The 19,181-nt window shown below is 63.4% G+C and carries 19 protein-coding genes; 8 read left to right on the forward strand and 11 right to left on the reverse strand.

Annotation, left to right across the window (positions count from 1 at the left end; all coding sequences use genetic code 11):
* Positions 1 to 11 precede the first annotated feature (11 nt).
* Positions 12 to 998: a chemotaxis protein gene (locus CON76_RS01590; protein WP_101101419.1), complete on the reverse strand. Its 987-nt coding sequence runs from the start codon at positions 996 to 998 to the stop codon at positions 12 to 14.
* Positions 999 to 1,132: 134 nt separating this feature from the next.
* Here CON76_RS01590 and CON76_RS01595 point away from each other — a divergent pair, with 134 nt between their 5' ends.
* On the forward strand, positions 1,133 to 1,783 hold the full coding sequence (locus tag CON76_RS01595; protein WP_101101421.1) for a histidine phosphatase family protein: 651 nt from the start codon (positions 1,133 to 1,135) through the stop codon (positions 1,781 to 1,783).
* Positions 1,784 to 1,807: 24 nt separating this feature from the next.
* Here CON76_RS01595 and CON76_RS01600 read toward each other — a convergent pair whose 3' ends face one another.
* From CON76_RS01600 to ruvA, 8 genes are all read right to left on the reverse strand, one after another.
* Complete coding sequence (locus CON76_RS01600) at positions 1,808 to 3,034, reverse strand: hypothetical protein (RefSeq protein ID WP_101101423.1); 1,227 nt, start codon at positions 3,032 to 3,034, stop codon at positions 1,808 to 1,810.
* An 81-nt stretch (positions 3,035 to 3,115) separates the two neighbouring features.
* The gene (locus CON76_RS01605; RefSeq protein ID WP_145995298.1) at positions 3,116 to 3,457 is read right to left on the reverse strand and encodes an energy transducer TonB; all 342 of its coding nucleotides are present in this window, start codon (positions 3,455 to 3,457) and stop codon (positions 3,116 to 3,118) included.
* Between the two features lie 105 nt (positions 3,458 to 3,562).
* A complete protein-coding gene (ruvB, locus tag CON76_RS01610) occupies positions 3,563 to 4,633 on the reverse strand; it encodes a Holliday junction branch migration DNA helicase RuvB (protein ID WP_101101427.1) in 1,071 nt (356 codons plus the stop codon).
* Positions 4,633 to 7,335 (reverse strand): DEAD/DEAH box helicase, encoded by a 2,703-nt coding sequence (locus CON76_RS01615; protein ID WP_101101429.1) that lies wholly within the window; start codon positions 7,333 to 7,335, stop codon positions 4,633 to 4,635. The genes ruvB and CON76_RS01615 overlap by 1 nt, the downstream gene beginning before the upstream one ends.
* Positions 7,332 to 7,583 carry a DUF2442 domain-containing protein gene (locus CON76_RS01620; RefSeq protein WP_101101431.1) on the reverse strand — a complete coding sequence of 84 codons (252 nt, stop codon included), beginning with the start codon at positions 7,581 to 7,583 and terminating at the stop codon, positions 7,332 to 7,334. Before CON76_RS01620 ends, CON76_RS01615 begins: the two co-directional genes overlap by 4 nt.
* Before the next feature lie 12 nt (positions 7,584 to 7,595).
* Entirely contained in the window at positions 7,596 to 7,865 is a 270-nt protein-coding gene (locus CON76_RS01625) for a DUF4160 domain-containing protein (protein ID WP_101101538.1), read from the reverse strand.
* 2 nt (positions 7,866 to 7,867) lie between these two features.
* Positions 7,868 to 9,478 carry a site-specific DNA-methyltransferase gene (locus tag CON76_RS01630; protein WP_101101433.1) on the reverse strand — a complete coding sequence of 537 codons (1,611 nt, stop codon included), beginning with the start codon at positions 9,476 to 9,478 and terminating at the stop codon, positions 7,868 to 7,870.
* A gap of 13 nt (positions 9,479 to 9,491) precedes the next feature.
* Positions 9,492 to 10,073 (reverse strand): Holliday junction branch migration protein RuvA, encoded by a 582-nt coding sequence (ruvA, locus tag CON76_RS01635; protein ID WP_101101435.1) that lies wholly within the window; start codon positions 10,071 to 10,073, stop codon positions 9,492 to 9,494.
* Positions 10,074 to 10,151: 78 nt separating this feature from the next.
* Here ruvA and CON76_RS01640 point away from each other — a divergent pair, with 78 nt between their 5' ends.
* From CON76_RS01640 to ybeY, 5 genes are all read left to right on the forward strand, one after another.
* Complete coding sequence (locus tag CON76_RS01640; RefSeq protein ID WP_101101437.1) at positions 10,152 to 10,592, forward strand: putative toxin-antitoxin system toxin component, PIN family; 441 nt, start codon at positions 10,152 to 10,154, stop codon at positions 10,590 to 10,592.
* Positions 10,592 to 10,831, forward strand: coding sequence for a hypothetical protein (locus CON76_RS01645; protein ID WP_101101438.1), 240 nt, complete (start codon positions 10,592 to 10,594; stop codon positions 10,829 to 10,831). Before CON76_RS01640 ends, CON76_RS01645 begins: the two co-directional genes overlap by 1 nt.
* A gap of 25 nt (positions 10,832 to 10,856) precedes the next feature.
* Positions 10,857 to 11,879, forward strand: coding sequence for a PhoH family protein (locus CON76_RS01650; protein ID WP_101101440.1), 1,023 nt, complete (start codon positions 10,857 to 10,859; stop codon positions 11,877 to 11,879).
* An 8-nt stretch (positions 11,880 to 11,887) separates the two neighbouring features.
* Positions 11,888 to 13,744, forward strand: coding sequence for a DNA recombination protein RmuC (locus tag CON76_RS01655; protein WP_101101442.1), 1,857 nt, complete (start codon positions 11,888 to 11,890; stop codon positions 13,742 to 13,744).
* A 141-nt stretch (positions 13,745 to 13,885) separates the two neighbouring features.
* A complete protein-coding gene (ybeY, locus tag CON76_RS01660) occupies positions 13,886 to 14,350 on the forward strand; it encodes an rRNA maturation RNase YbeY (protein WP_101101444.1) in 465 nt (154 codons plus the stop codon).
* 4 nt (positions 14,351 to 14,354) lie between these two features.
* Here the strand turns inward: ybeY and dbpA are convergent, their stop codons facing one another.
* Complete coding sequence (gene dbpA / locus CON76_RS01665; RefSeq protein ID WP_101101446.1) at positions 14,355 to 15,788, reverse strand: ATP-dependent RNA helicase DbpA; 1,434 nt, start codon at positions 15,786 to 15,788, stop codon at positions 14,355 to 14,357.
* Between the two features lie 173 nt (positions 15,789 to 15,961).
* Here dbpA and CON76_RS01670 point away from each other — a divergent pair, with 173 nt between their 5' ends.
* Complete coding sequence (locus CON76_RS01670) at positions 15,962 to 17,059, forward strand: NAD(P)-dependent alcohol dehydrogenase (protein ID WP_101101448.1); 1,098 nt, start codon at positions 15,962 to 15,964, stop codon at positions 17,057 to 17,059.
* 98 nt (positions 17,060 to 17,157) lie between these two features.
* Positions 17,158 to 18,276 (forward strand): S-(hydroxymethyl)glutathione dehydrogenase/class III alcohol dehydrogenase, encoded by a 1,119-nt coding sequence (locus CON76_RS01675; RefSeq protein ID WP_101101450.1) that lies wholly within the window; start codon positions 17,158 to 17,160, stop codon positions 18,274 to 18,276.
* A 33-nt stretch (positions 18,277 to 18,309) separates the two neighbouring features.
* On the opposite strand, the gene CON76_RS01680 is transcribed toward CON76_RS01675, so the two are convergent.
* Entirely contained in the window at positions 18,310 to 19,149 is an 840-nt protein-coding gene (locus tag CON76_RS01680; protein WP_101101452.1) for an HDOD domain-containing protein, read from the reverse strand.
* Between the last annotated feature and the right edge of the window lie 32 nt (positions 19,150 to 19,181).

Raw genomic sequence — 19,181 nt, forward strand, 5'->3', positions numbered from 1 at the left:
GGCACCGCCGCTCAGCCGCCCGACGCGCGGTGGGCGTCGTACTTGGCCAACACGCTGCGCAGCGCGGTGGCCAACTCTTCAGCGGCAAACTTGGCCACGTAGGCGTCGGCCCCAGCGGTGCGGACGTGGTTTTCGTTGGCATCGCCCGTCAGCGAGGAGTGGATCACCACCGGAATGCCGCGCATGCGCGGGTCTTTTTTGATGTTGCGCGTGAACGTGAAACCGTCCATCTCGGGCATTTCCAGGTCGGTCAACACCAGCGCCACCTTGTCCTGCACCGGAATGCCCTTGCTCTGGCAGTCGGCGGCAATGCTTTGCAGCTTGTCCCACGCTTCCTGGCCGGTCTTGGTCATGAGGTAGGGCAGCTCCAGCACCTGCAATTCGCGCTCAATCAGGCTGCGGGCCACAAACGAGTCGTCCGCCGCCAGCACCACGCTGCCGGTTTTGATGCGTACCGCTGGGCCCACCAAGTCCTCGGTCACAGGAGCGGCATCGGTGGGCAACACATTGCTCAGGATGGACTCCACGTCCAAAATTTGTGCCAAGCGGGTGGTGCTGCTGTCGTTGCCATCCAAGCGGGCAATGCTGGTCACCATGCCGCTGGCCACCGAGTTGTCGGCGGACAGGATCTGGTTCCAATCCAGGCGCACAATGTCTTCCACCGACTCGGCGGCAAAGGCCTGCGTGCTGCGCGCGTACTCCGTCACCAGCATGATGTTGAGCCCGGTCTTGGGCACGCAGCCCACCACGGCGGGCAAATCGATCACCGGAATCACCTGACCACGCAGGTTGACCACGCCCAGCACGTTGGGCGGCGAACCCGCCATCGCCGTCACAGGCGGCATGGCCACGATCTCGCGGATCTTGAACACGTTGATGCCAAACAGCTCCGAGCGGTCGCTGCCAGCGGTGTCGCCCAGGCGAAACAGCAGCATCTCAAACTTGTTGGAGCCGGTCAGGTTGGTGCGTTCGTCGATGTCTTGTTGAATGGAGCTCATGTATCTGGTGTCCTCTGGCCAAACCGGCGCGGCAACCACCGCCCCTGATGTTGTGCAAATGGCTACCATTCTAGGCACAAGCGGCCCGTCCTGATGCGTGCCCGCCCCCAAATGCCACCCCACAGGAGCAGCAAGTGCAATTTACCCGCATCGTGGCCATCCGCCACGGCGAAACGGCCTGGAACAAAGACACGCGGCTGCAAGGCCACCTTGACATTGCGCTCAACGCCACCGGCCGCTGGCAAGCCCAGCGCGTGGCCCACGCCCTGCGCGACGAGCCCGTGGCCGCCATCTACAGCAGCGACCTGCAGCGCGCCCACCACACCGCGCAGGCCATAGGCCAGGCCGTGCAGCGCCCGGTCCACACCCACCGCCAGTTGCGCGAACGCAGCTTTGGCCACTTCGAGGGCAAGACCTGGGCCGAACTGGAAACCGGCTGGCCCGCCGAAGCCCAAGCCTGGCGCCAGCGCGTGCCCGACTTTGCCCCCACTGGCGGCGAAACTCTGCTGCAACTGCGCGCACGCATTGAACAAGCACTGAACGAACTGGCGGCCCGGCACATCGGCGAACAAATTGTGCTGGTGGCGCACGGTGGCGTGCTGGACGTGCTGTACCGCATTGCCACGCAATTGGACTTGCAAGCCCCACGCACCTGGCAATTGGGCAACGCCGCCATCAACCGCCTGCTGTGGACGCCGCAAGGTACCTCACTGATCGGCTGGGGCGACGTGGCCCACCTGAGCGACGCCCCCGAGGCCGCCCGCGACGACACCAGCACCGCCTGACGCCCCGTCTGGGCCCAAGGCGGGCTACACCGCCACGTCGATCTGTTGCACCACCCCGGCCTGGCCGGTGCTTTCACGCAGATAGACACTGCTGGCGCGCACCTGGCCCAGCGTGGCGTTCTGGTCGTTGCGCAAGCTGAACGGCGTAGCCGCCGCCTGCACCGACACCGCGCCCACATCGGCCTGCGCCAGGGTGCGCCACTGGTCTTGCCCGCTTGCATCTTTTTGCCACAAGCGCAATTCGGCAAACACCGAGTCGGCCTCGTCGATCCAGCCGTTGCCGTCGTCGTCCCACGCGGCCAGTTCGGCAAAGCCGTTGCCACTGACGGCGCCAAAGAGTTCGCTGCCATCGTCCGCACGGCCATTGCGGTTGCGGTCCAGCACCAGAAAACCGCTGCCTTGGCCCACAAACGGGATGTTCTCGGTCTGGCCGTCGGCGTCGATGTCGAACGCAAAGCGCGTGTCGGTCAGTGCGGGTAAGGCGCCGTCAAAGTGCAGCACCAGCGGGTCTTTCATCACCGCATCGCCCGCGCGCACCGACACCGATTCGCGCTCGCTGTGGCTGCGCTCCATCTGCAGGCCCACCGCCAGGTCCAGCGTGCGGCCGTCGGCGGTCTGCACACGGCCCCGCGCCACAAAGGTGCTGCGCTCGCTTTCATGGCGCACCACCACGCGGTCGTATTCCAGGCCCCAGCCCACGCGCTGCGGGGCCTCGGACTGGCCCTGGGCCGCTGCGCCGCCCGCCGCCTGCGGTGGCACCTCGCCGTGGGCAGAAGCGCCGCTGCCGCGCCCGGTGTCGGCCACCGTCACGCGCACCTTGAAGCCGGTCATGGCCTCCACCATGCGGGCCAGCATCAGCAAGCGCGGCTCGACCGCGTCTTCCTCGTCGGTGGTGGCGGCGGTGGCGCTGGTCTGATCCACCGCATCGGCCTTGGCCCCATGGGCCGCCGGAACCTGGCCCGCCAGCACGGCAGGCCGCCCCAGCGCCAGCCTGGGCACGTCTTGCGCACGGGCCTGGCGCGCGGCGTCGGACAACTGCAGCAACACGCCCGAGCGCGCCGTGGTCTGCGACAGCTCGGCGCGCACCTGCACCGTCGCACCCGCCGAAGTACCGGCACCAGCGCCGATACGGGCGGTGGCGGGGCGTGCCGCGTCCCGATCCTGCCACACCGACAACCGCTCCTGCACCTGCGTGCTGGAGCTGGCGCTGTGTTGCTGGGCCAATTGCAAGGCAGAGGAGGTAATGCGCATAGTGGCCCCATCATCGGCCAAAGCGGGAACGGCGGCAAGGGTTACAAGGCGCCGTTGGTCGGCTGGCCTGCGGGCCAGGCGCTACTGCGGGCGCAGCTGCACAATCACGGTGCTCGGCATCTTGCCCTTGTCGGCCTGCGGCAGGTGGGTGGTGCCCTGCACCGCACGCAGCACGGCCTGGTCCCAGGCCTCGGAGCCGCTGGAGCGCGTCAGGTTGAAGCCCTCCACGCTGCCGTTGGCGCGGGCACGGATGGCCACCTCGGCCACAGAGGCCACTTCGTCCACCTTGCCCTCGAACACGATCTTGCCCATCAGCTCGGCCTGCACCTGCGCCGCGTAAGGCGAGTGGCTGCCCGCCACGCGCAGGTGCTCTGCGCTGGGCAAGTACCACGTGCCGGGGCCTGAGATGGAGTTGAGAAACATGGTGCAAGGTCTGGCGCTGAAACGGCCCGCCAGCGGCCAGACCCACAAGAAAATGCGCCCTGAGGACGCGCTTATCGTTTCATATCGGCCAGACTGCAGCCAAATTTAGCCCGCTGCGCCCGGGCTGAACAAACCCGGCTCCACCGACGGCGCTTCCAAGCCCAGATGCCGCCAAGCCGCCAGCGTGGCCACCCGCCCGCGTGGGGTGCGCTGCAAATAACCTTGCTGAATCAGGTAGGGCTCGATCACGTCCTCGATCGTGCCCGCCTCCTCACCTATGCTGGCTGCAATGTTGTCCAGCCCCACCGGGCCACCGTCAAACTTGTGGATCACCGCTTCCAGCAGCTTGCGGTCCATCAGGTCAAAGCCCAGCGGGTCTACATCCAGCATGGCCAGCGCGCGCTGCGCCATCTCCACCGTGATGGTGCCATCGCCCTTGACCTCGGCGTAATCGCGCACCCGGCGCAACAAGCGGTTGGCAATGCGCGGGGTGCCACGCGAACGGCGCGCCACCTCCAGCGCCGCATCGGCCTGCATGGGGGTCTGCAACAAGCCTGCGCTGCGCCTGACGATGTGCGCCAGCTCCGCCGGGGTGTAGAACTCCAGCCGCCCCACAATGCCAAAGCGGTCGCGCAAGGGGTTCGTCAACATGCCGGCACGGGTGGTGGCCCCCACCAGCGTAAAGGGCTGCAAATCGAGCTTGATGCTGCGCGCCGCCGGCCCTTCGCCGATCATGATGTCGATCTGGTAGTCCTCCAGCGCGGGGTACAGGATTTCCTCCACCACCGGACTGAGGCGGTGGATTTCGTCGATGAACAGCACGTCGTTGGGCTCCAGGTTGGTGAGCAACGCGGCCAAGTCCTTGGGCTTTTCCAGCACGGGGCCACTGGTCTGGCGCAGGTTCACGCCCAGCTCATGCGCAATGATGTGGCTCAGCGTGGTCTTGCCCAGCCCCGGCGGGCCAAACAGCAGCACGTGGTCCAACGCCTCGTGGCGCTTCTTGGCCGCGCCAATGAAAATCTCCAGCTGCTCGCGCACCTTGGCCTGACCCACGTACTCGTCCAGTCCCTTGGGCCGCAAGGCACGTTCCAGCGCCTCTTCGCGCGGCGATTCCGGCACCGCCGCCACCATGCGCTTGGCGGGTGCGCGGGCAAAATCGTCGGTTTCAATGGCCATTACAGCTGCTCCTCAATCCAGTCCCAACGCTTGTTTTTCACCATCACAAACCGGCAACGCCCCTGCGACAAATTGGCCCACAAGCCACCAATCACCCGGTCATCACTGGCTTCCTTCCAACGGTCTGCGCCCTTGTATTCCACTATCAAGACCGGGCCAGGCCGACCGTCGATGTCGGGCAACTGGCACAGAAAATCCGGGTAAAAACGGCCATTGGCTTTCTGCAAAAAGAACGAACCACCCCCTCGGTTCACCAAGTTGCGTACCCAAAACTGGATGCGACCTTGTTGCGCCAGAATATCGAGCGTGCAGGCACACTCAAATTCCTCTTTGCTGTCAAAGTCGCCCATGCGCCCATAAAAGTGGCGCTTAAAGTCGAAGCTACCAAAACGCTCGCCGTCGTAGTCTCGGCTGGGCGCGTACATCTGGTTCTGAAAGTCAAAAGCGTTGTCGTCCGTCAATGCCATCCGCTGCGCCGCTTCATCGCCAAACAGTGCTTGCTGAAAGGCTTGGGCCACAGCCTGCTGTCGCAATTGCCGGATGCGCTTTTCAAGCAAACTGCGGATCATGAATTTTTGCAAATTGGCGCGTGCCAGCGTGAACCCGTCATGCTCCAACAAGTGCATCAACCACGCGGCCACAAACGCCCGCTTGCTGGCATGTGTCAAGGACGGCTCGGGCAAGTTGTGGCACAACCAAGTGGCCAAACGGACTTCATCCCAATGCTCGGGCTGGTAAGCCAGTCCTAAATCGCGTTGCAACTCCGGTAAAAATGTGGAAACAAGCTTGCCGTTGTCGTGAATGTCCAGCAAACCGCCTTCTTTGACTTTCAACCCTGCACCCAGCGCGCTCCAATCGTCGACAGTGGGGGTGGCATCGTAAGGCGACAAATCCCACGGGTATTCCAGCAACTCCGGGTCGTCAAACAGTTGCAACTCGCCTTGTACACGCAGCGCCAGCTGTGGCACACAAAAGTGCTGCCCTTTTTCAGCCGGTGTCTGAAAAAACTCAATCGCAGTGGTGCGGCTGGTTTCGGCGGCTTGCTCAATGGCTTGGACTGCACTGGCCGAACTCACACTGGTCTTAAGGGCTTCGGCCTCGTTTTGCGTCAGCGGCGTGTGAATCGTCAAGGTGTTGAGCTTGCCGTCCCAACGCACCTTGTCACGCACGGGTTTGGGCACAATCTTGAGGTTGGGCTTTTCGGGCAAGGCAACCACCACGGGCCGCACCACCACACGCCCGGCGTGGCCTTCCAAGTCCAAGCGGTCTTGCTCCTCTTTGGCGGCCTTGACAAATTCGGCCACCTCGCGCCGCTCAAAACCCGCGCCAGCTACCAGCCGATCGCGCAAAGCACCAGCGGTTTCCACAAAACTGGACGACACCACAAAAGCATAAGACTGGTTCAACGCCTTAGCGCGGCGGTGGCTCGCTCCGGGCTGGCGCAGCACGCGGCCCAGCAACTGCTCCACGGCGGTAGCAGAATGCAGCGTTGCCATGCTGACCAAAATGTAGGCAAAGGGACAATCCCAGCCCTCGGCCAGCGCCTTTTGGGTAATCACAAACTTGACCGGGCAAGCCGGGTCGGCAACCCCCAGTTTGTAATCGACATCTATCTGTTCCAACCCTTTTTCTTCGCTGGTGGCCACCACAATTTCACTGGCCGGAATGTTGTGGTGTGCCATCAACTCTTGGCGCACCCTGCCAACATCCAGCGTTTCCACACCTGCGCGGCGGGGTTCTGACTGAATTAGCACCAGCGGGCGCAGGTAAGGCGCACCCGTACGGTGCTCTTCATCAGCCAGCTGTTGCAGGGCTTCGCGCCGGGCAATGGCATCGGCCAGACATTGCTGCCAGTTGGATTCTGCCTCCAGCACCACCGGCAGCTTGATCATCTCCTCACTCTTGAGTTCAGCGGCTGATACGCTGTGCAACACGTTGCTGGGTGTACGCTCCAGATCGGGCGTGGCGGTCAACTCCATGACACCGCTGGGCCTGAAGCGTGCCAACATGTCAAACGCCAATTCGGTGCGGCTGTTGTGGGCCTCATCCACCACCACAAACGGGCGGCGCAAGCGCAACACGTTGGCCAATGAATACGGCGTGGTGCACTGCGCGCCTTCGCCTTCCCCCAGCAACTCGGCACGCTGGGCCGGGGCCAAGTTGTCGAAATGGTGCATCAGCGCGCCGCTGGACTGGTACACCTTGCGGAATTCCTCTTCTTCCACCTGAAATGCTTGCCGTGTGGCCACGATGATGGTGGTGGAAGTGTCCAGCGTAGCGCGGGTGACGCTGCGGGCTTCCTCCAAATCCAGCACCGTGACGGGGCCAGCCTCACGCAATGCAGCGTGGTACGGGTGGGTGCACTCTTTGAGCGCCTTGAGGGTTTGTTCGCGGATGGGCTTGCTGGGCACCAGCCACACAATCACGCTGTGTTGGCAGCGCAGCAAGTGAGTGTTGACCAGTGCCACGCTTTTGGCCGCCAGCCAGGTTTTGCCGCCCCCCGTGGGCACACGCAGGCAAAAGTACGGCATATCGGCAGGGAAACCCCGCAGCGCGTGGTACGGGTTGCCCCAGCCCCACAGCTGTTGCGTAGTACTGGTGAAAGCCAGCGACGGCGAATTCAGCTCATGGCAAGATTGAAAGTAGGCTTGCACACTGTCCAGCACCTGCTGCTGGTAAATTTTTGGCGCAAATGCTTTCACACAGCCTCCTCTGACACCGACTGTCCGCGCAGGTACAACGTGTCTGGCGACAAATCAATCTCATCCGTCCACACCACCGTGCCATGTTCCACATGGGCGCGCTGGAACAGTGCAGGGTCTTGCAATGCGGAAAAGGCCGGATAATGCAAATAATTGCCCATCTCGAAACGGCGGCGCTCGCCGTTGGCAAATTTCGCCAACAAAGTGTAATTGGACAAGGGATACACCTGAACCACATCGGGAGTCATAGCGGCTCTCCTTTAACGCAACGGATCGATTTTGAAAGGCGTTTGCCCGGTGCTGGCCAGGTACCAATCCGCCATCAGCTCGTCACGGTGGATTTCGAGCCACGCTTGCAACAATTTCATTTGTCGCCCTGGCAACTCACCATCCAGCAGCTCGCCGTCTGGAATTTGAAGCACCGCTTTGAACTCGTTGTAACGCACGTGGATGTGCGGGTGGTGGTGCCTGTCGATGTCCAACACATACATGGCCACCAAAATACCGTAAAACATGCTGATTGTGGGCACGATCAAATCTCCAGCGCGTAAGGGGTTTGCTTGAAGGTAATGCCTTCGCGTGCGGCGCGGGCACCCATGCGGTCGGCGGCGGCGTAGATCACTTTCGGCCCGGCAAACGTCGGCAACAGATTGAATACTTGGGGTGTCAGGACGTTGCCTCCGCCCACGGATTTGTCTTTAAGGATGCCGTTGTAGAGCAGGTAGATAGCACGGCCTTCATGCACGCCCAGTAGTGGCGAGTCGGCGCTGCCGCTGTAACCGGTTTGGGTTTCAGAGAACCAGACGAATTTGACCAGCTGTGCGAAAGTGACATCGCTGCGGATCTCGCCCATGGCATCGAACAGCGGCTGATCGGACAAGCGACAGAACTGGAAGCCTCCCCCCAAACCTTGCACCGCCTGCCCTTTGGCGCTGGTGTAGCCTTGGGCCACGCGGCGCACACGTTCAGCGGTGACATTTTGCGCGATGTGCTCGTCCATTTCAACGAGAATGAAACGGCGGTTTCCGCCGTCTTCGGCGTTTTGTTTCAGGATGGCGTGGCCGGTGGTGCCGGAACCAGCAAAGCTGTCCAAAATGATGGAGTCTTGGTCTGTGGCGATTTGCAGGATGCGCTGCAATAATCCAACTGACTTAGGGGTTTCAAATGTTGCATCCCGCTCCATAATTTCAAGAACGGTCTTTGTTGCAATATCTGTTGTTCCCACTTCATCGGCCTGCCACAGCGTATGTGGCGTAAGACCGCGACTTACTTCTGAAAGAAATTTTTTCTGGCGCGGGACATTATTTCCATTTACACCAAAGTAAATTCGATTATCCGCAATCAGTTCGTCAAGTTTGCTTTGTGTAAACCTCCAGCAGTTGCCATGTGGTAGCTCAATCTGGCGACCGCCAGGGGTGGTAATGGTGTAGAACTGTGCGGATGTACCATGGCCTGCTTGTGCGGTTATCGCAACGGATTGCCATGGGCCACGAGGATCGTTATCAGGGTTTTTGTGTCGATCTTTGACTTCTTGACTGAGCGGCAATTCACCTCTAGTTTTCTCGAACATATCGAGCCGCCGTGCATAGCACAGTACATAGTCATGGCTGAACGAAAAAACCCGACGGTTCTCTCTGGTGGTGCGCTTCTCCCAGATAAATGTGGCAGCAAAGTTTGAAGCCCCAAAAATCTCATCCATCAACAGCCGTAGCGTTGCCACTTCGTTGTCGTCGATGGAGATAAAAATCGCCCCGTCCTCACGCAGAAACTGCTTCAGCAGCACCAAACGCGGATACATCATGCACAGCCAGCGGTCGTGCCGGTCTAGCGTCTCGCCTTCCTTGCCAACTACCTCGCCCAACCATTGGCGGATTTCCGGGCTGTTGACGTTGTCGTTGTACGCCCAGCCTTCGTTGCCGGTGTTGTAGGGCGGGTCAATGTAGATGCACTTGACCTGCCCCGCATAACGCGGCAGCAGTGCCTTGAGCGCGTGCAAGTTGTCGCCTTGCACAATCAGGTTGCCGCTGTCTTGGCCGTGGTGGTTGCCACAAGACAAGTTGGGCACCGGCTCCAGCAGACGGAACGGCACTTCTTTGTGGTGTCGGGTTACGGCATCTTTGCCTATCCAGTTCAGTGTGGGCATGTTGCGGTACCCCTCAACGCGCCAGCGCCCGCAGCGCCAGCTTGATGCCTTCGCTCACACCCACATCCGGCGGCAGGGCCTTGAGGGCTGCGGCGGCTTCTTTGTCGTTGTAACCCAGCGCCAGCAGGGCTTGCTGGATGTCGCTGTGCGCGTCGCTGGCCACCACGGCCCCAGCGGGCAGCGGCCCCAAATCGGCCCCCAGCTTGCCCTTGAGTTCCAGCAGCAGGCGTTCGGCGGTTTTCTTGCCCACACCCGGCACCTTGACCAACCGCGCCACCTCCTGCGCCGTCACGGCGTGCGCCAGTTCGGCCACCGTCAGGCCCGACAACAGCCCCAGCGCCATGCGTGGCCCCACGCCCGTGACCTTGATTAACTGCCGAAATGCCTCACGTTCGGTCGCGGTGGCAAAACCGTACAAAATCTGGGCATCCTCACGCACCACAAAATGCGTCAGCAACGCCACGGCCTCGCCCACGTTGGGCAGGTGGTAAAACGTGCTCATGGGCACATCCACCTCGTAGCCTACGCCGTGGCAATCGATGAGAATTTGCGGGGGATTTTTTTCCAGCAACGTGCCGGTCAGTTTGCCTATCATTCGCTTATTCCTTTGTATGCACACTTATACCGCATTGTGCAGCTTGACTTTCGCCCCTAACGTCATATCATTAATCATATGAAAAAAGCATGGCGGGTGGTGCTCGACACCAACATTTTGGTGGCAGCGGCACGCAGCCAAGTGGGTGCATCCCACGCACTGTTACGCCAACTGCGTACTGGCCGGTTAGTAGCACTGGTGTCGGTGCCACTGATGTTGGAATATGAAGCTGTGCTCAAGCGCCCCGAACAGCTCGCCCCTGGGAGCCGCACACCGGCGATGGTCGATGCCATGCTGAACGCCTTGTCGCTGTGCATCGAGCCTGTCCACCTGCATTACCTGTGGCGGCCCCAATTGCGCGATCCCGCCGACGAGATGGTGCTTGAAACCGCACTCAACGGGCGGGCGCAAGGGCTGATCACGCTCAATGTGAAAGACTTTGCCCCAGCCGCTCACTTTGGCCTGCCCGTGCTCACGCCAGGCGCTTTTCTGCAACAACTGAACGAGGAGAATACCTGATGGCCAATTACGCACTGCGCGTGCCGGAATCGCTGTTTGCCTACGCCCGATCGGTGGCGCAGGAGGAACACGTTTCGATGAACCAGTTCTTTGTCACGGCCATTGCTGAGAAAGTCTCGGCCCTCAAAACCGAAGCCTACTTCCGCGAACGCCAAACCCAAGGCGACCTCAACGCCTTGGATACGTGGCTGGCGGCCAGCCCCAACGCCCGGCCCCTGCCAGGTGACGAACTGCCTTGATAGCCCATTACCGCCCCGACCTACCTTGATTCTCACCCACACCTTCGCCCCCCCCGACAACACCCGCATGGCCCACCTGTGCGGCCCGATGGACCAGCACGTGCGCACCATCGAAGCGGCGTTGCAAGTCAAGATCGCGCACCGCTTTGAGCAGTTCCGCATCGAAGGCCCCAAAGCCAAAGCCGAGCAGGCACTGGAGGTGTTGCAGGCGCTGTACGAGCTGGCGCGCCACCCCATCCCAGACGAGCAAATTCAACTCATGCTGGCGGGCGACACCAGCTTGCCCGAAGGCAGCGTGGACACCGTGGCCATGCACACCCGACGCGGCGAGGTGCGGGGCCGCACCGCCAACCAGCAACGCTACCTGGCCAGCATGGCCACACACGACATCACCTTTGGCATAGGCCCGGCGGGCACGGGCAAGACTTACCTGGCCGTGGCCTGCGCCGTCGATGCGCTGGAGCGCAACGCCGTGCAGCGCATCGTGCTGACGCGCCCAGCGGTGGAGGCCGGCGAGCGGCTGGGCTTTCTGCCCGGTGATTTGACGCAAAAGGTGGACCCTTACCTGCGCCCGCTGTACGACGCGCTGTACGACCTGATGGGCCACGACAAGGTACAAAAAGCGTTCGAGCGCCAACAAATTGAAATTGCACCACTCGCCTTCATGCGCGGGCGCACGCTCAACCACGCCTTCGTCATTCTGGACGAAGCGCAGAACACCACGCCCGAACAGATGAAAATGTTTCTCACCCGCATCGGCTTTGGCAGCAAGGCGGTGGTCACGGGCGACGTGAGCCAGATCGACCTGCCGCGCACCCAGCTCAGTGGCCTGATTGACGCAGAACGCGTCTTGAAGCGCGTGCAAGGCATCGCCATCAACCGCCTGACCAGCGCCGACGTGGTGCGCCACCCACTGGTGGCCCGCATCGTGGACGCTTACGACAGCGGCAGCGCCAGCGCCAGCCTGGACGATACTGGCATCAACGCCACCCCCGCACCGCGCCGCGCCAGCCGCACCGGGCGCACGCCCCGCCCCACCTTGGATTGACCCACCCCATGAGCCCCGACACCCTGTTGTACCTGTTGCTGGCGGGCCTGCTGGCCGTCATCGGTTTGCAAGTGCTGCACCTGGTGCGCAAGCGCCCGTTCGAGCTGCCACCCGACCTCAACACCCGCCTGACGCTGCTGGAACACAACCTGCACAACCTGCTGCAGACCAGCACGCGGCAAGAAGGCGGCCACGAGCGGGTCGAGTCCCGCCTGACCAGCCTGGACAACACCCTGATCCAGCACATAGCGCAGCTGCAAAAAAGCACCGGCGACCAGCTCGAAACCACGCGCCAGGCGCTGGACGACAAACTCGCGCGCTCGCACGAGGAAACCCGCCACAGCCGCCAGGAACTGACGCAAGCCTTCCAGCAGCTCGAACAACGGCTGGAGCAGCGCCTGGGCGGCTTTGACAGCGCCATGGGCCAACGCTTTGACAGCCTGCAACACGCCCTGCTGGGCCGCCTGGACCACAACGGCCAGACCCTCAACGACCACCTGCAACAGGCGCAAGCCCAAGCGGTGCAGGCACGCGATGAACTGGGCCAGACCCTGGGCCTGTTCCGCAGCGAAATTGGCCAGGGCCTGCAAAGCCTGTCCAGCGAGACCCAGCACGCGCACCAGAGCGCCAGCGCCAGCGCCAACCGCTTCGAGCAGCAGATGCAGCAGCACATCCAGGAACGCTTTGGCGCGCTGATGCAAACCACCCAGCAAACGCTGGACTCCATCCGCACCGACACCCAGTCGCGCCTGAGCGCGCTGTCGCTGGCGCTCAAGAACCAGCTCGACAGCAACGGCCAGCAACTGCGCCACCAGCTGGCCACGCTGCAGGATGGCGTGGGGCAGCAACTGTCGGCGCTGGTGCAGAACTCCAGCCAGAACGCCGAGCAGCTGCGGCTGGCGCTTAACGACCGGCTGGCCGCCATCCAGGCCGACAACAGCGCCAAGCTCGAGGAAATGCGCCGCACCGTCGATGAAAAACTCCACGCCACGCTGGAGCAGCGCCTGGGCGAATCGTTCAGACTCGTCAGCGACCGGCTCGAACAAGTCCACAAGGGGCTGGGCGAGATGCAGACCCTGGCCAGCAGCGTGGGCGACCTGAAGCGCGTCATGACCAACGTCAAGACCCGCGGCACCTGGGGCGAGGTACAACTGGGCGCCATCATCGACAACGTGCTCACGCCCGACCAGTACGCCAAGAACGTCAAGACCGTGCCCGGCAGCGACGAGCTGGTCGAGTTCGCCATCCGCCTGCCCGGGCGCCGCGACGAGCAGCCGGTCTGGCTGCCCATCGACTCCAAGTACCCGGTCGAACACCACCAGCGCCTGCTGGACGCGCAGGACTCTGCCGACAAGGCGCTGATCCAGAGCACCGGCGCCGCGTTCGAGGCCTCCATCAAGCTCGAAGCCAAGAAGATCTTCGTCAAGTACGTCTCGCCGCCGCACACCACCGACTTTGCGGTGCTCTACCTGCCCACCGAGGGCCTGTTTGCCGAAGTCATGCGCCGCCCCGGCCTAGTGGAAGCGGTGCAGAACGACTGCCGCGTCATGATCACGGGCCCGGCCAACCTAGCCGCCATGCTCAACAGCCTGCAGATGGGCTTCAAGACGCTGGCAATCGAGAAACGCTCGTCCGAAGTCTGGGCCGTGCTGGGCCAGGTCAAGACCGAGTTCAGCAAATTTGGCGAGGTGGTGGAAGCCACGCGCAAGTCCATCGACGCCGCTGCGCGCAAGTTCGAGCAGGTCGATGTACGCACCCGCGCCATCCAGCGCAAGCTGCGCACGGTGCAAGAACTGCCCAGCCCGTCAGCCGAGGATGCCCCTGCCGCCACACTGGGCAACCCCAGCGACGACATCGAAGACTGAACGTCTGTTGCTGGTTTTGAGGCAAGCAGCCGCACGCAGAACGCTGTAGCCTCCTCCGGCGACCTGTGTTGACAAGTGCTAATAAATGCTAGAAATTTTGTATCTATCCACCGTTTTACCTGTCCACCACCACACGCCCTCATGTCCACCCGCCTGCCCGCCCTGAGTCTGTCCCTGCAATTTGCCCGCTTTGACGGCGTGGCCGACCACCGCACCGCCCTGCCCCGCCACAAGGTGGAACGCTGGCTGCGCCACGCGCTCGGTGCCGACGGCGAAATCACCGTGCGTATCGTCGATGCCGAAGAGGGCCAGACCCTCAACCGCGACTACCGCCAGAAAGACTACGCCACCAACGTGCTCACCTTCGACTACGAGACCGACCCCGTGGTGATGGCCGACTTGGTGCTGTGCGCCCCCGTGGTGGCCCGCGAAGCCGCCGAACAAGGCAAAAGCCTGCAAGCCCACTACGCCCACCTGCTGGTGCATGGCGCGCTGCACGCCCAAGGCTGGGACCACGAAACCAGCGAAGCCGATGCCGAGGCCATGGAAGCGCGCGAGATCGAGATCCTGGCCGGGCTGGGGTTTGACAACCCTTACGCCACCTGAAACATCAAAGCAGCCGCACCTTCACGCTGCGGCCCTTGATACGCCCGGTGGCCAACTTGGCCTCGGCCTGCTTGGCAATGGCGCGATCCACCGCCACGTAGGTGGAAAACTCGTTGATGTTGATCTTGCCAATCTGCTCCTTGGCAAAACCGGCCTCACCGGTCAAAGCACCCAGCACATCGCCGGCGCGGATTTTTTCCTTGCGGCCGCCCAGAATCTGCAGCGTCGCCATCGGCGGGCGCAACGGGCCGCCTGCCGCCGGGGTCAAGCTGGCCAACGGTTGCCACGTGGATTCACGCCCCTGCAACTGCTCAATGCGGCCCACGCTGCCCATTTCGTCCAGACTGGCCAGCGTCAGGGCCAAGCCTTCGGCGTCACCGCGCCCGGTGCGGCCTATGCGGTGGACGTGGACCTCCGGGTCGGGTGTCACGTCCACGTTGATGACGCACGCCAGTTGCGCGATGTCGATGCCGCGTGCGGCCACATCGGTGGCCACCAGCACCGAACAGCTGCGGTTGGCAAACTGCACCAGCACCTGATCGCGCTCGCGCTGCTCCAGCTCGCCGTACAGCGCCAGCGCACTGAAGCCTTGCGCTTGCAGCACCGCCACCACGTCGCGGCACTGCTGCTTGGTGTTGCAAAACGCCAGCGTTGATTCGGGCCGGAAGTGGTTCAGCAGCAGCGACACCGCGTGCAGGCGTTCGCTGTCTTTCACCTCGTAAAACACCTGCCGGATCTTGTGGCCGCTGTGCTGCGCCTGCACCTTCACCGTTTGCGGCCCGCGCATGAACTGCGCCGCCAGCTGGGCAATGCCATCGGGGTAAGTGGCTGAGAACAACAAGGTCTGGCGTTGTGCCGGGCAACGCTTCGCCACTTGGGCGATGTCCTCGAAGAACCCCATGTCCAGCATGCGGTCGGCCTCGTCCAGCACCAGCGTTTGCACCGCGTCCAGGCTAAGGGAGCCGCGCTCCAGATGGTCCAGAATCCGCCCCGGTGTGCCCACCACCACGTGCGTGCCGTGTTCCAGGCTCAAGGTCTGGCCGCGCAAGGCCACGCCACCGCACAGCGTCACCACCTTGATGTTGCCCACCGCGCGCGCCAGGCGGCGGATTTCCAGCGTCACCTGGTCGGCCAGCTCCCGCGTAGGGCACAACACCAGCGCCTGCGCCTGCCAACGCGCCGGGTCGAGCTTTTGCACCAGCGGCAGGCCAAACGCCACCGTCTTGCCGCTGCCCGTGCTGGCTTGGGCGATCACATCACGCCCAGCCAACGTCAGCGGCAAACTGGCGGCCTGGATCGGTGTCATGGTGGTGTAGCCCAATTGGGCCAGGTTGGCCAAGGCGGCCTCGGGCAAGTTCAGGCCAGCAAAAGACGGGCCAGCGGTGGCGGCGGTCAACACAGGGGCGGCGGGGGCAACAGAAGGCGAAGGGATATTCATCGGGTGATTATCGTTGGCGTGGCAGCCGCGCCATCAGGGTAAACGCCAGATAGCCGTTTGGCGCCCAGCCTCGCACAATGGCACATCAGACCCGCCCGCGCCAGCGCACACGCCACGGCCAAGGGTGGGCGCATCTTGCCGCCGCCGTGCCCGACAACCGAGGAGTAAATGCCATGAGTACCCTGATGAGAGCCGCCGTGTTTGTGGAACCGGGCCGCATTGAGCTGGCCGACAAGCCCATCCCCAACGTCGGGCCCAACGATGCGCTGATCCGCATCACCACCACCACCATCTGCGGCACCGACGTCCACATCCTCAAGGGCGAGTACCCCGTGGCCAAGGGCCTGACCGTCGGCCACGAACCCGTGGGCGTGATCGAAAAACTCGGCAGCGCCGTGGTGGGCTACACCGAAGGCCAGCGCGTGATTGCCGGGGCCATATGCCCCAACTTCAACTCCTATGCCGCGCAAGATGGCGCACCGTCGCAGGACGGCAGCTATCTGATTCCGCAAGGCCTGTGCGGCTGCCACGGCTACAAGGCCACCGCCGGCTGGCGCTTTGGCAACCTCATCGACGGCACGCAGGCCGAGTACGTGCTGGTGCCCGATGCCCAGGCCAACCTCGCCCCTATCCCCGACGGCCTGACCGACGAGCAGGTGCTGATGTGCCCCGACATCATGTCCACCGGCTTCAAGGGCGCCGAAAACGCCAACATCAAAATCGGCGACACCGTGGTGGTGTTTGCCCAAGGCCCCATTGGCCTGTGCGCCACCGCTGGCGCGCGCCTGCTGGGGGCCACCACCATCATCACCGTCGACGGCAACGACCACCGCCTGGGCATCTCGCAAAAAATGGGGGCCGACATCACGCTCAACTTCAACCAGTGCGACGTGGTGGACGAGATCATGAAACTCACCGGCGGGCGCGGTGCGGACTCGTCGATCGAAGCGCTGGGCACGCAAACCACCTTCGAGGCGGCGCTGCGCGTGCTCAAGCCCGGCGGCACGCTATCGAGCCTGGGCGTGTACTCGTCCGACCTCAAGATCCCGATGTCGGCGTTTGCGGCGGGCCTGGGCGACCACCAGATCCGCACCGCGCTGTGCCCCGGTGGCAAGGAGCGCATGCGCCGCCTGATGAACGTGGTGGCCTCCAGCCGGGTGGACTTGGGCCTGCTGGTGACGCACCAGTACGCGCTGGACGACATCGTGGCCGCCTACGACCTGTTCTCGCACCAGCGCGACGGCGTGCTCAAGGTGGCCATCAAACCCTGAAAAACGGGCGTCGGGGCCACGGCCAGCGGCGCGTGCGCGGTGTTTGTAAACTAGCGGCCACAACCTTTTCCTCCGTTCAACCGCAAAGGACACCCCTCATGCAAACCCGCGCCGCCGTGGCCTGGAAAGCTGGCCAGCCCCTGACCATTGAAACCGTCGACCTGCAAGGGCCCCGCTTTGGCGAGGTGCTGGTGGAAATCAAGGCCACCGGCATCTGCCACACCGACTATTACACCCTCAGCGGTGCCGACCCCGAAGGCATCTTCCCCGCCATCCTGGGCCACGAAGGCGCGGGCGTGGTGGTCGATGTCGGCCCCGGCGTGACCACGCTCAAGAAAGGCGACCACGTCATCCCGCTTTACACGCCAGAATGCCGCCAGTGCAAGTTCTGCCTCAGCCGCAAGACCAACCTGTGCCAGCTCATCCGTGGCACCCAAGGCAAGGGCCTAATGCCCGATGCCACCAGCCGCTTCAGCCTGAACGGCGAACCCATCTTCCACTACATGGGTACCAGCACCTTTGCCAACCACACCGTGGTGCCCGAAATTGCGCTGGCCAAGATCCGCCCCGACGCGCCGTTTGACAAGGTGTGCTACATCGGCTGCGGCGTGACCACCGGGATTGGTGCCGTCATCTTCACCGCCAAGGTCGAGGCCGGGGCCAACGTGGTGGTGTTTGGGCTGGGTGGCATTGGCCTGAACGTGATCCAGGGCGCGCGCATGGTCGGCGCCGACAAGATCATCGGCGTGGACATCAACCCGGCGCGCGAAGCCATGGCCCGCCAGTTCGGCATGACGCACTTCCTCAACCCCAAGGATATCGAAGCCGCTGGCGGCAACATCGTGGATGCCATCGTGCAACTTACTGATGGTGGTGCCGACTATTCCTTTGAGTGCATCGGCAACACCACCGTGATGCGCCAAGCGCTGGAATGCACGCACAAGGGCTGGGGCCGCAGCATCATCATCGGTGTGGCCGAGGCCGGCGCCGAAATCTCCACCCGCCCGTTCCAGCTCGTGACCGGGCGCAAATGGGAGGGCTCAGCCTTTGGTGGCGCACGGGGCCGCACCGACGTGCCCAAGATCGTGGACTGGTACATGGACGGCAAAATCGACATCGACAGCCTCATCACCCACACCATGCCGCTGGAAGACATCAACCACGGCTTCGACCTGATGAAGCGCGGCGAATCCATCCGCGGCGTGGTGCTGTTCTGACCCTTCAGCCGCAGCGCTACGGCGACACCACGGTTACACATCCACCTTCTTGACGTACGCCAGCGCCACCCGGGGCGCGGCGTGCAGCAGGGCGGAGATCTGGTCGATGTCGTTGGCCAGCAGCGGGGACTCCCAGTCGCGCGTGGTGTGACGCGCCAGCCGCGCGGCCAGCACCACACTTTGCACCTTGGCGCTGGCCTCCATTTGCTGCGGGTTGCTCAGGCGCGCCCACAGGGGCGGCAAGCGCCAGCGTTGCAGCAGGGCCTGGCGCAACGCGTCCAGCTCCACGTTCAGCACCTGGCGCTGGGCCGCTGCGCGGCGCAAGGTGGGGTCGGCCTGGCGGGCGGCGGCCAGGCGCAGCATCAGCGCCGGGGCGTGGTACCACATCAGCATCTCGGTCACGTCCTGCAGGCGTGCCAGCAGCGCCAGCAGCGACGCGTCGGGGTCGGCGCGGTGTACCGCAAACGCCAGCGCAAAGCGGCCCGCCCGCTCGCTGCGCCGGTGCAGCGCGGCCAGTGCCTCCAGTGCGGCGGGCTGGTCCTGCAGCCAGACCTGCAGCGTCATCTGCGGCCCGAAGTGGGCAAAGAACGGCGAGATGCCGCTCATCACCAGCGCACCCAGCACCGAATCGGGCAGCTCGGCGTCGTCATCGCCCCAGCGCCGCCAACGGGTGGCCAGATCGGCCATGAACTTGAGCGTCAGCAGCGGGTCGGCCTCGATCACCGCCGCCAGCTGCGATGGCGCCACCTGCTCCTCGGCCTCGCGCAAGGCCTCCAGCGCGGTGGCAGTGGTGTCCCACACGGGCATGTCGGCGGGCTTGAAATGGCGCACCCAAGCGTCCAGATCCCGCAACGGTTGCTCCAGTCCTGCCATGTGTGCGTGCTCCTGTCTGCGGGTGGTGGTGG

It is taken from the genome of Macromonas bipunctata, assembly GCF_002837135.1.
GTDB lineage: Bacteria > Pseudomonadota > Gammaproteobacteria > Burkholderiales > Burkholderiaceae_C > Macromonas_A > Macromonas_A bipunctata.

Excerpts from the sequence above, each read along its gene's own strand:
- CON76_RS01645 (WP_101101438.1), top strand. The coding sequence starts at position 10,592 with ATGGCCAATTACGCACTGCGCGTGCCGGAATCGCTGTTTGCCTACGCC.
- CON76_RS01640 (WP_101101437.1), top strand. The coding sequence starts at position 10,152 with ATGAAAAAAGCATGGCGGGTGGTGCTCGACACCAACATTTTGGTGGCA.
- CON76_RS01605 (WP_145995298.1), bottom strand. The coding sequence starts at position 3,457 with ATGTTTCTCAACTCCATCTCAGGCCCCGGCACGTGGTACTTGCCCAGC.
- CON76_RS01600 (WP_101101423.1), bottom strand. The coding sequence starts at position 3,034 with ATGCGCATTACCTCCTCTGCCTTGCAATTGGCCCAGCAACACAGCGCC.
- CON76_RS01620 (WP_101101431.1), bottom strand. The coding sequence starts at position 7,583 with ATGACTCCCGATGTGGTTCAGGTGTATCCCTTGTCCAATTACACTTTG.
- CON76_RS01675 (WP_101101450.1), top strand. The coding sequence starts at position 17,158 with ATGCAAACCCGCGCCGCCGTGGCCTGGAAAGCTGGCCAGCCCCTGACC.
- ybeY (WP_101101444.1), top strand. The coding sequence starts at position 13,886 with ATGTCCACCCGCCTGCCCGCCCTGAGTCTGTCCCTGCAATTTGCCCGC.
- CON76_RS01590 (WP_101101419.1), bottom strand. The coding sequence starts at position 998 with ATGAGCTCCATTCAACAAGACATCGACGAACGCACCAACCTGACCGGC.
- CON76_RS01670 (WP_101101448.1), top strand. The coding sequence starts at position 15,962 with ATGAGTACCCTGATGAGAGCCGCCGTGTTTGTGGAACCGGGCCGCATT.
- dbpA (WP_101101446.1), bottom strand. The coding sequence starts at position 15,788 with ATGAATATCCCTTCGCCTTCTGTTGCCCCCGCCGCCCCTGTGTTGACC.
- CON76_RS01680 (WP_101101452.1), bottom strand. The coding sequence starts at position 19,149 with ATGGCAGGACTGGAGCAACCGTTGCGGGATCTGGACGCTTGGGTGCGC.
- CON76_RS01655 (WP_101101442.1), top strand. The coding sequence starts at position 11,888 with ATGAGCCCCGACACCCTGTTGTACCTGTTGCTGGCGGGCCTGCTGGCC.
- CON76_RS01630 (WP_101101433.1), bottom strand. The coding sequence starts at position 9,478 with ATGCCCACACTGAACTGGATAGGCAAAGATGCCGTAACCCGACACCAC.
- ruvA (WP_101101435.1), bottom strand. The coding sequence starts at position 10,073 with ATGATAGGCAAACTGACCGGCACGTTGCTGGAAAAAAATCCCCCGCAA.
- ruvB (WP_101101427.1), bottom strand. The coding sequence starts at position 4,633 with ATGGCCATTGAAACCGACGATTTTGCCCGCGCACCCGCCAAGCGCATG.